The sequence below is a fragment of the bacterium genome, from assembly GCA_035505375.1.
In the GTDB taxonomy this organism is placed as follows: Bacteria; Hydrothermota; Tepidihabitantia; order Tepidihabitantales; family Tepidihabitantaceae; genus UBA2258.
Window position 1 is genome coordinate 1 of record DATJQV010000017.1, and the last position, 9942, is coordinate 9942.

The 9942-nt window shown below is 59.3% G+C and carries 7 protein-coding genes; all 7 read right to left on the reverse strand.

What is annotated here, in order from left to right:
• Positions 1–224: 224 nt before the first annotated feature.
• Positions 225–1064 carry an aquaporin gene (locus VMH22_02965; GenBank protein ID HTW90648.1) on the reverse strand — a complete coding sequence of 280 codons (840 nt, stop codon included), beginning with the start codon at positions 1062–1064 and terminating at the stop codon, positions 225–227.
• Positions 1065–1497: 433 nt separating this feature from the next.
• Positions 1498–2499 carry a Shedu anti-phage system protein SduA domain-containing protein gene (locus tag VMH22_02970; GenBank protein ID HTW90649.1) on the reverse strand — a complete coding sequence of 334 codons (1002 nt, stop codon included), beginning with the start codon at positions 2497–2499 and terminating at the stop codon, positions 1498–1500.
• A 57-nt stretch (positions 2500–2556) separates the two neighbouring features.
• Positions 2557–3285 carry a hypothetical protein gene (locus VMH22_02975; protein HTW90650.1) on the reverse strand — a complete coding sequence of 243 codons (729 nt, stop codon included), beginning with the start codon at positions 3283–3285 and terminating at the stop codon, positions 2557–2559.
• Positions 3286–3288: 3 nt separating this feature from the next.
• A complete protein-coding gene (locus VMH22_02980) occupies positions 3289–5811 on the reverse strand; it encodes an N-6 DNA methylase (GenBank protein HTW90651.1) in 2523 nt (840 codons plus the stop codon).
• 9 nt (positions 5812–5820) lie between these two features.
• Positions 5821–8379, reverse strand: coding sequence for a DEAD/DEAH box helicase family protein (locus tag VMH22_02985; protein ID HTW90652.1), 2559 nt, complete (start codon positions 8377–8379; stop codon positions 5821–5823).
• A gap of 35 nt (positions 8380–8414) precedes the next feature.
• Complete coding sequence (locus tag VMH22_02990; protein ID HTW90653.1) at positions 8415–9215, reverse strand: hypothetical protein; 801 nt, start codon at positions 9213–9215, stop codon at positions 8415–8417.
• The coding region (locus VMH22_02995; protein HTW90654.1) for a tetratricopeptide repeat protein at positions 9208–9942 on the reverse strand (735 nt) is incomplete at its 5' end. The genes VMH22_02995 and VMH22_02990, both read right to left, overlap by 8 nt.

A 9942-nucleotide genomic window follows, 5' to 3' on the forward strand; every position in this document is an offset into this window, starting at 1 on the left:
GTAGCGGACAGGCGACGAAGATGTCCTCGCACCAGCGATCCTGATTACCTACCATTGTCAGGGGTGTCCTTTCGGTTGGGCGTCACTACTTCTTTGACGCACTAGCCATCAGAAAGGTGTCAAGACTTTTTCAACAGCCCCACAGTCCCGGGGAGTCGCACGGGGCCCTGCGAAGGGACAGTCCCCGTTTTCCGGACTGTCGCCGTTTCTCCGGGTCCTGCGCTTCAGGAATCTCCGGCTGAGTCTTCCTGGTCCCCGAGCAGTCCTTGCGCGGCGGTCGTTCCGGCAGCGGTGGGCGGCCCCTTGAGGATGGTCTCGAACACGACGCCGATTGCCGCTCCCACAAGCGGCGCGACCAGATATATCCAGGTTGTGGACAGGTTTCCTCGCACCAGGTCCGGGGCGAACGACCTCGCCGGGTTCATCGAAGCGCCGCAGACCGGTGCGGCCAGAACGCCGGCAAGGGCGACATAGCCGCCGACCGCGATAGCGCCGTTGGTGCCGATGTTCCGCGCGCCGGATGCAGTTCCAAGGATGACGTTGACGAGCCCGGCGGTTAGCAGCGCCTCGATTGCGAAGGCCCTTGCCGTCCCGATGCCGGCACACGGCATGGTCGCGCCCAGATTACCGGCGGGGCCAAACAGGGCTCGGAGCAGGAGCGACGCGGCGATACCACCCGCCAACTGGGCGAGCACGTAGCCGGGCACGCGCCGCCACGGGAAGTTGCGCCGCAGCGCGAACGCGACAGTCACGGCCGGGTTCAGGTGCGCGCCGCTCACCGCGCCCATCGTGTAGATTATCGCCACGACCATCAAACCCGGCGCTATCGCCAGCACGGCCGGACTCACGCTGCTGCTCGTTCTGGCAGCAATCACGGTGCCGCCGGTGGCGGCCAGCACGAGCAGGCATGTGCCCCAGGTTTCAGCGAAGATGCGGCGCCATTCCAGCGCAGGGTTGAGGAAATTCGGAACTGACGACTTCGCCACCATCCGCTGCTGCTCAGTGGTACTGGGCGTCTCGTCGTGGTCGGGTCTCAGGCTGCGCCCGCTCTGTCGTTCAGTCACAAGGGGATTCTAGGCTTCGCGGACGATGGTGTCAAACTGCTGTCGGCTCTGCCAATCTGCAATCGTCAATCTAGAATCTGCCATGAGTTGGGTGGGCGGGCGGCGTTCTCTAAGATGTCCTAAATCTCCCCGGAATAGGTTGCCTGTCCCTTATTTCCACGGCAGGAATCTCCGCCGGTTCCGTCAGGCATTGCTATCTACCTCACCCGAGTCAGCTTCTTAAGACCGGCTTTGAGCTGGCTAACGAAGATGGCCTTGTTGATTCCGGACATCAGGCGTATGGTCATCTCGCCCGGCCCTCGACAATCGCAATCGCGTCATCGGACCATCCCCGCCGCGCGTCAGGAATTGGCAATTGAGTCACCGGGACTTCCTCGGCAGTGGCGTCATGCTTTCCTTCAGCCAAGGGTTGCGCGGACACCTTGGATTCGCCCTAGAAGGGAATGTCATCGAGTTCAGACTTGGTCAGTTCACGTTCGGCGGCCGGTTCGAGAATGCGCCTCGCTCTCGCAAGCACGTGGTCGTAAGTAAGGATGGTAAGGTTGTGATACGACGAGTTCAGGATACGGTACGCCTCGCGCTGTTCGTCGCCCCAATCGTCGGATCGGCCGAATATGAGGACGCACCGCGGTTTGACTGCCTTCACCTCGCTGTGCTTCTTGAAGAACTGCAGGTCGTTCACCCTTCTCTCGACCTCGTGAATGTACCTGGCAGACTGAGTGATTGCTTCGGTGAGCTTGCTGGAAGGGACCGGGTGCACGTCCGCGCTTCGCTCGCGCCAGAAAGGCAGGTCCGGCGCGGGCTTCTTGATCTCGATGATGTCAACGAATCCGTCATAAGCCTGCATGAGGAAGTCGGCTACATTCTCAGTGTCGATTCGACGATCATCAAGGATTCTGACGAACTCGCTGCCCAGCACCCAGTCGTTGCGGGTGAACCAGACTTGCCAATCGTGTTCCCGTGATGCGTCATTGACCATTCTCTCAAAGGCCTCGACGGCCTTGGACCGGTTGCGAAACTCCAGGCCGCGTGCCACATCCTCGGGCACGAGGTCCCATTCGTCAATCAAGCTGAGAACCTTCCGCTTGTCAGGGTCGTTCAGCACGGCCCTCAGGTGCACTAGGCTATTAGGGTCGAACTTCGAGTTAATCGGAATGTAGTTTCGGACTCCCGCCTTGAATGGCTCGTAGTTGTCGGAGATAAAGGTCAACAACTCGTTGAACTCGTCGGTGTAGAACGTCATCTTGGTCTTCGGCGCCGATGATACAGGTTGGCCGCTCTTCTTGTCGAAGCGACCCACCATCAGTCGAACATCCCCTTGAGTGGTGTTGTGGGGAATATCGAAGAAGACGGCTTTGGAGATCACCTTTGGGGAGTCTCGCAGGACCTTCGAGATAGACCGTATTCCTGAACCTGGCTTCTTTATGAGCTTCATCGCGCCTCCGTTCCCTCTAACTCGGCCGACCTGCGCTCCATTGCCTCTGTTCGTGCCTCAAAGGTCGATGTCGTCGAGCATCGCCATGCAGGCTCTGTGAAGACTCTCCTGCTCAGTACGCGAATTCGAATCCGGCAGGGAATCCACATCTAATCCACGGCACAGCCGCAGGTCTTCCAGCGAGAAGTAGTCATTGTGCAAAAGGACTTCCCTTATTTGGTCTTTGTCGTCTGGATACTCCCGCGCTTCTCGGTCCCAGTTGTCGAACAGGAAGTTGCCGTATATCTGCAGGACAACGGGTGCCGAGTGCTCCTGTATCTCGGCTACGAAGCGAAGTACTTCGCCGATCTTTGAGTCCAGAGCCGCCTGTGTGCTGTAGAAGACGTTGCCGTTGGCGTGGGCTGTATCGTTGCGGTCTCTGACCAACTTCGCAAAAGCACCGATCCGGCTGCTGTCGCATGCGACGAGCTTGAGGAAGCGCAGCATCGTGCTCTCAGGCACGATGCTGAACACGAACGGCGAGGTCGCCTTCAAGAGAGCGTTCTCGTGGACCGCCAGTCCTATGAGACCTTTCTCGAAATCACCCGGCCGCGCCTGTTTGACTTGCCAGATGTTGAAGTACACGAAGCTCATGGTCAGCATATGGTAGGCTAGGAATGCGAACTGGTACTTCTCGTGTTCGTAGTTCGTCTGGAAGGCGTCCCATAGAAAGGCGACATAGTCCTGCTCGCCACGGTTCTTGTAGGAGAGCGGTAGGTAGTCCAGCAGCCTGGCAGCTTCCTCCATTACCTACCTGCCAGCCGGTGCCGGTTCCTTCTCGCCCCAGACGCGGGCGAGGGTGGCCTGTATTTTCTTCTCGAAGCGGGCGATCAGTTCGCGGTTGGCGGCGACCAGGGCCTGCTCGGCTTCGATTTCGGCGACGATGGCTTGCTGCGTGGTAAGAGGCGGGAGCCTCAGGGGAATTCTCTCTACGATGTCCTGATTGATCTTCGGCATGCTCCCCGCAGTGCCAACAGCGTTCCGCTTCAAGTACGCGCGCACTGGCTCGCTTTGCAGCGCGACTAACAGGTACTGAGGTAGGGTCTTCCGCTGGTCTGCCCGCACCCGAATCATAAGGTCGGGATATATGAAATCCTCCTCCTCGACATCGAATAGCGCGGCGGTGCCGACTAGCTCGGCGGTGTTGCCGCGCTGCAGGTAGATATCCCCCTTCCTGCAACGATAAGGAGAATCGAGCGGAATGTCCTCATCCAAGTACTTGCATTTGGTGAGGTCGAGTCTGCCAGACGTGGTAGCGCTGAGCGCCAGCACTTTGAGGTCGGTAGTGCGGTCAACCGGCTTTCCAGAGTAGCCGTTCTTCGGCTTCTCCTGAATGATCTCTCCTAACTCCACCATCGGCCAATCGGGCTCAATGGGAACATGGGGGCGATAGTTGTCGACGATGGCCCGGGCGCCGTCGATGATTCTCTGGTTGCTCTCGATCTCCGCCACGATTTCCTCCTGCACCTCCATCTGTGGCAGGGGAATAGTGATGCCAGTGAATTCGAGGCTTATCCCTCCAATGATGCCTTTGATGAACGGCCGGAGTTTGCGTTGGAAGGCTTCTGACCGGACGATGCAATAGAGGTAGTAGGGCTGAATAGTCTCTCTGGCCCGAAGAATGAACACATGCTCATTCACGGCTGAAGGCATGTCATGCGTGAAGAAGCCGGTCTTCCCAGTGGTCGCGCCGTCCTTGACGACGAGAACATCGCCGCTTCGAAGAACACCCTTTGTCATCCCGCGGAAGTGTTCTTCCGAGATGTACTTCATCTTGTTGAAGCGGATCTTTCCTTTCACGTCGATCTGCTCGCCACCTATGCTTGGGATGCCGGACTCAATGGCGCCGCCTTTCTGGCGCGAACCGCTCTCAATCTCGACAACAGTCAGAAGTGGAACCATCGGCCAGTGTGAAGTGTCAGCGCCGCCCTCCCGATACCGCTCGCCGCTTAGGTTGTAGTCGCCATTCGCGGCGATCTTCTCCTTTGTCACGATCAGGCCCAGTGGGGACTGGAAGTCCTTAACTGATTCGCCCGCGCGCAGGCGGCGCAGGTATTCGCCAATCTCGGCTTGGACCTGCGGCAGGTCATTCTTGTCAATCTCGCGGCGCTGGGCGCCGAGGCCGAAGCCGTCGTTCTCGACTTTGAAGAAGGCGATGGCATTGGTCTTCCTTGCCAACGACTTGTCGAGGATGAGGATTGAGGTCTTCACCCCTGAGTATGGGTTGAACACACCCGCCGGCAACGATACCACGGCGACAAGGTAGTTTTCCACGAGCATCTTCCGCAGGTCTTTGTAGGCGGTCTGACTTTGGAAGATGATACCCTCTGGCACGATGATGCCGGCGCGGCCGGTTGGCGTGAGGTGCTCGGCCATGTAGTCCACGAATAGCACTTCGCTGCGCTTGGACTGCACCGAGAAGCGATTATGCGGCTTGATGCCGCCTTTCGGCGACATGAATGGCGGATTGGCCAGAATGACGTCGGCGTACTCGTTCCACCGATCCTGGCTGGTGAGGGTGTCGTATTCATGGATGTGCGGGTCGGCGAAGCCGTGCAGGTAGAGGTTCACCAGCGACAGGCGCACCATGTCGGGCGAAATGTCGTAGCCCGTGAAGTTCTGCGCGAGGCGGCCCTTTTCTTCCGGTGTCAGGGTGCTGTTGCCCTTGGCGTCGGTGTTGGCCCTGAGGATGTGCTTGTAGGAGGAGATCGGGAATCCCGCGGTGCCGCAGGCAGGATCAAGCATGGTCTCGGTCTTCTTGGGGTCAATGATCTCCACTATGAAGTCTATGATGTGGCGCGGGGTGCGGAACTGTCCGGCATCGCCCTGGGAGCCAAGGACGGAGAGCAGATACTCAAAGGCGTCGCCCAGGCGCTCAGAGTGGTCATAGGCGAACTCGTCGATGACCTTGAGGAACATCCGAAGCGTCTCTGGGTCGCGATACGGCAGGTAGGCGTTCTTGAAGATGTCGCGGAAGAGTGGAGGAATGCCTGGGTTCTCCGGCATCTTGGCGATGGCTTCGGCGTAGAGGTTAAGGATTTCGTGACCACCAAGCCCGGAGCGCATGAGTTTGGCCCAGCCGTAGCGGGCGAACTCCTTGGCGAAGAACTTGCGCTCGCCGCCGAATTCCTCGCTCTCGGCGTCCATGTCATCCATGAACTTGTAGATGAGGGCAATCGTAATCTGCTCGACCTGGGACTTGGGGTCGGGAACTTTGCCGACGAGGATGTCGCGGGCTGTGTCGATGCGGCGTTTGGTTTCGGTGTCGAGCATGGCTCTCCTTTAAGCGGCGAACCGGTTCAGGGAAACGTAGTCTTTGACGTACTCCGGAATAAGAGCGCGGTACTTCTGGGGCACGGCCCTGTAGTCACGGGTAGAGAACACCGGGTTCGTGGCCAGGTCGGTGTACTGCCTGTTGTCTATGATGTGGCGAACCCGGTCGCTCGTGACATACGCCTTGAAGTAGTTCTTGATGGCCGGGATGGCCTTTGCTTCAGTCGGCTTGTAGTCGGCGACGAACTTGGCGAATTCCTCTTCCAGCAGCTCGTCCTTGGTCTTGAAGCGCGGTATGAAGCCGAACACCCTTTCGAGTATCTCGCGCAGAGTCAGTCGCCGGTCCACGGCTGCGGCCCTGCGTAACTTGTCGAGCGAGTAGTATTCCTCGGGCTTGTCGAAGACCTCGCGGTTCACGTAGTCAATGACGCGGTCCCACTGCCCAGCATCAACTGCAGCGGCTATGAAGTCATCGCCACGAACGGTCTCGCCGAACCTATCGAAGAACATGCGGTCTATCTTCATCCCCTCGGGGCCAATGGCCTCTTCCCTGACGGAGACGATGGAGTCATCCCCTTGGTACTCGTAGCTGCCGGCGGTGACGGTCGGACTCCCATCTCCGTGGTCCCTGCCGGCGTATCTGGGCGCGGGCAGCTTCAGCACCTGGTCGTAGTTGTAGTCATTCTCGAAATACTCGCAGTTGGCAAAGAAGTCGAAGAGCTTGAACGTGGATTTCTCTGGCTGTTTCACCTCTGCCTTCAAGCTCTCGTCGAGAAGCTGCTCGCGGAAGTCATGCTTGCGCGTGCCGCGTCCCTTGATTTGGATGAAGTCAGTCGGTGAGAAGATTGGACGAAAGAGCCCGAGATTGAGGATATCGGTGCAGTCGTAGCCCGTGGTCATCATGCCGACCGTCACGCAGACGCGGGCCTTGCTTGTGTGATACGTCGGCATGAAGTTGCACGAGCCAAGCAGGTTGTTGTTGGCGAAGTTGATAGTGAACTGCTGGGCATCGTCGACACGCGATGTTACCTGCACGGCGAAGTCCGACTGGTACTTGCCCGGGAACATACGGTGAGCCATCCCATTGAGGATTTGCACCAGTTTGGCGGCGTGGTCTTGGCTCACTGAGTAGATGACCGACTTACCAATCTCGCCGCTCACAGGATCGGACAGCGCGTTTTCCAGGAAAGCCTTGCAGAACGCCTTGTTGGTCGGGTCAGAGAAGAACCGCTTCTCGAACTCTCGCCGCTTGAAGGCCTCCTGTCGGTCCTCGCCATCGTCGTCTGTGAAGGTTACGACGAATCCCTGCTCCGAGAGAAGCCTCGTCGTTACCTCGCTGCGGGCGTCCACCACTGTGGGTTTGACCAAGTGCTCTTCCTTCACCGCGTCCATCAGTGAATAGCGGAATGTCGGTATCCCGCTCTCGCAGCCGAACGTGCGATAGGTGTCGAGCAGGAGCCGGCGTTCCAGCTCACGCGGGTCCCTGGCGGACGGGTCGGTCTTCTCGTAGCTACGCAGGTAGTCGCGGGGCGTGGCGGTCAGTCCAAGCTTGTACCCAACGAAGTAGTCGAAGACGGCACGGGCATTGCCGCCGATGGACCGATGCGCCTCGTCCGAGATGACCAAGTCGAAGTCGGTCGGCGAGAACAGGCGCTGGTACTTGTTGTTGAAAAGCAGCGACTGTACAGTCGTCACGACTATTTCTGCACGTCGCCAGTCGTCGCGGTTCTCCTTGTAGATCACAGTTTGGAAGTCGGCCGACAGGAATTCCTTCAGACGCTTCTTGGCTTGGTCCTCCAACTCTATGCGGTCAACGAGGAACAGGACGCGCTGAGCGTTGCGGGTGCGGAGAAACAGTTTGATGACGGCAGCAGCCGTAAGAGTCTTGCCCGTGCCGGTGGCCATCTCGAAAAGAAAGCGGTCCTTCCCTTCATTGGCGTCGGCCTGGAGTTTGTGGACGGCACGCAACTGGAAGTCCCAGAGGAACTTGAGCTTGTTCACCCTGACGTAGTTCTCACGTTCGGCCTCATTCAGCCAGCCGGCTTCGCTCTTGTACTGCGGTCGCTGGGTGAGGACGATGTAATCCTTGTCCACCTGCTCCGAGACCAGGCGCTGCGGGTCCGGCGAGGTCTGCCTGTAGCTCATGGCAGAGTCAGGGGTCGGGAATGCTGTGATTATGTATGGGTTACCGCGCTCCAAGTCCCAGAAGTAGTGCAGGTTCCCGTTGGAGAGTATCACGAAGCGGCTGTCAAAACCCCGTGCGTACTTACGTGCTTTCTCCTTCCCAATGAGCGGGTTCTTGTCCTCGGACTTGGCCTCTAGGACGAGTAGCGGGAAGCCTCTGGAGTCGAGCAGCAGGAAGTCGATGAAACCCTTGCTCGTTTTCTCGAAGTCGTTCCCAAGAGCATCGAGGACGGTTGTCGTGATTGTCACGCTGGGTTCCAGGCAGATGTTGGCAGGACCCTTCTCCGATGCGAAGAAGCGCCAACCGGCGTCCTCAAGCAACTTGTTTATCTTGATGCGGGCGGTGGCTTCCTTGGCTCCAACTGCAGCGGGCTTCCTGCTCATCAAGGCATCAGGTCCGAGCGACCGTCCTCCTGCCATCAGCTTGTTGCATAGCCGTCCTGGACATGCTCGAAGCCGACCCACGTGAACCAGTCTCTAAGCCCAAGGAACTCGGCCCAGCGGTTGACCATGGCGATGTCGTCTTCGTAGGTGGCGGATGGGCCTTGCGCCGTCACGGCGGCCAGCGCGTTGCCTTGGTCCTCGAAGCCGGCACTAGCAAAGCGTCCAAGCAAGGGTTTTGCCGTATGCTCGCCCAGCAGCTTGAAGAACGTGTAGTTCATCACGTTGGCTGCCTGGTATATCTTTCCTGGCGTGAAGTCGCGGACTCTCGGCGTGAGGGCCTGCGCAGCTTCGTCGCGCTGGCCGAGCAGCGACTGCATCTGGTCTTCGCGCAAGGCCGGGTATTCGTCGTACAGCCACTTTTCGATGGCGATGTCCGATGGATAGTTGGTCAGTTGCCGCACGAGTCCGTGGTACAGCATATTGAAGTACTCCGGCGCCTTGTCGCTCTGAATGGTGCGGCTGATTCGCTCGATGTCTGCGAGCATCGGCTTGAGGGCCGCGGTCATTGTCTCGCGGTTGGATGCGGGCACGAGCCTGCGCTCTTCGGGCACGGAGTACATTCTGATGGCATGGGCGCATTCGTGGGCAATGAGGTGATTCAGGATGCCGCCGCGCACGGACCGGTAGTGGATGAGGTGCGAGGACATCCCGTGCCGGGCTAACTTGATGGCGGCGTGCGGCACGAGGTCTTTCTTCTCCACGAGGTCGAAGCCCTTGCCGGTAATCTCGCTCACGCGCGCCATGATGGCGCGCACCGGCTCGCTCAGTTCAAGCACCGGGCACTCCGCCCGAGTCGAACAGGTTGCGGGCGGCGACGTATTCGCGGGCGAAGTCCATGCCGACGTCGACGCTGGGGTCTATCCGGCGGAAGCCGACGTACATGATGCTGACGAGGTGCAGGCCGCTGAACTCCCCAGGCAGGCTCTTGAGCCGGTACTTGCGGTCCGGGTTGTTGACGTCGAGGCCGGAACGGCCGAGCAGGCCGATCTCGAACGTGACCTCGCGGACGTACTCGTCCGGCTTGCCCTTGAACAGCTCCAGTGCGCCGAGGCAGTAGAAGACCGCATCGGGCCGCAAGCCCTGCTGATGAAGGTCGCGATTGAGTATCTCGCGCCGCATCTCTTTGGCGTCTTCGGTCTGGGGCAGCTTGCCGAGCGCGACATAGCGTCTGAGGTACTTGTCCGCTTCCTCGAACTGCTCCTTCTTGAACAGGCAGAGACCGAGGCCGTAGAGTGAGAGCGGGTCATCGGGCAGCTTTTCGAGCGCGTGCTGGAGTAGCTCTATCGCTTTGTCGTAGTCGCCTTCCCTGCCGAGGAGGCCGCCGAGGTTGCGCAGGGCATAGGGGTTGTCCGGCTCAAGCTCAAGCGCCTTGGCGAAGTTGGCTTTGGCTGCGGCATTCTCGCCGCGACGGGCAAAAGCGAAGCCGAGGGCGACATAGGCGTTGGTCTTGGCCGGGGCCAGTTCAGTGCAGCGCCGCAGGAGCTCGACTGCGCGGTCGGTCTC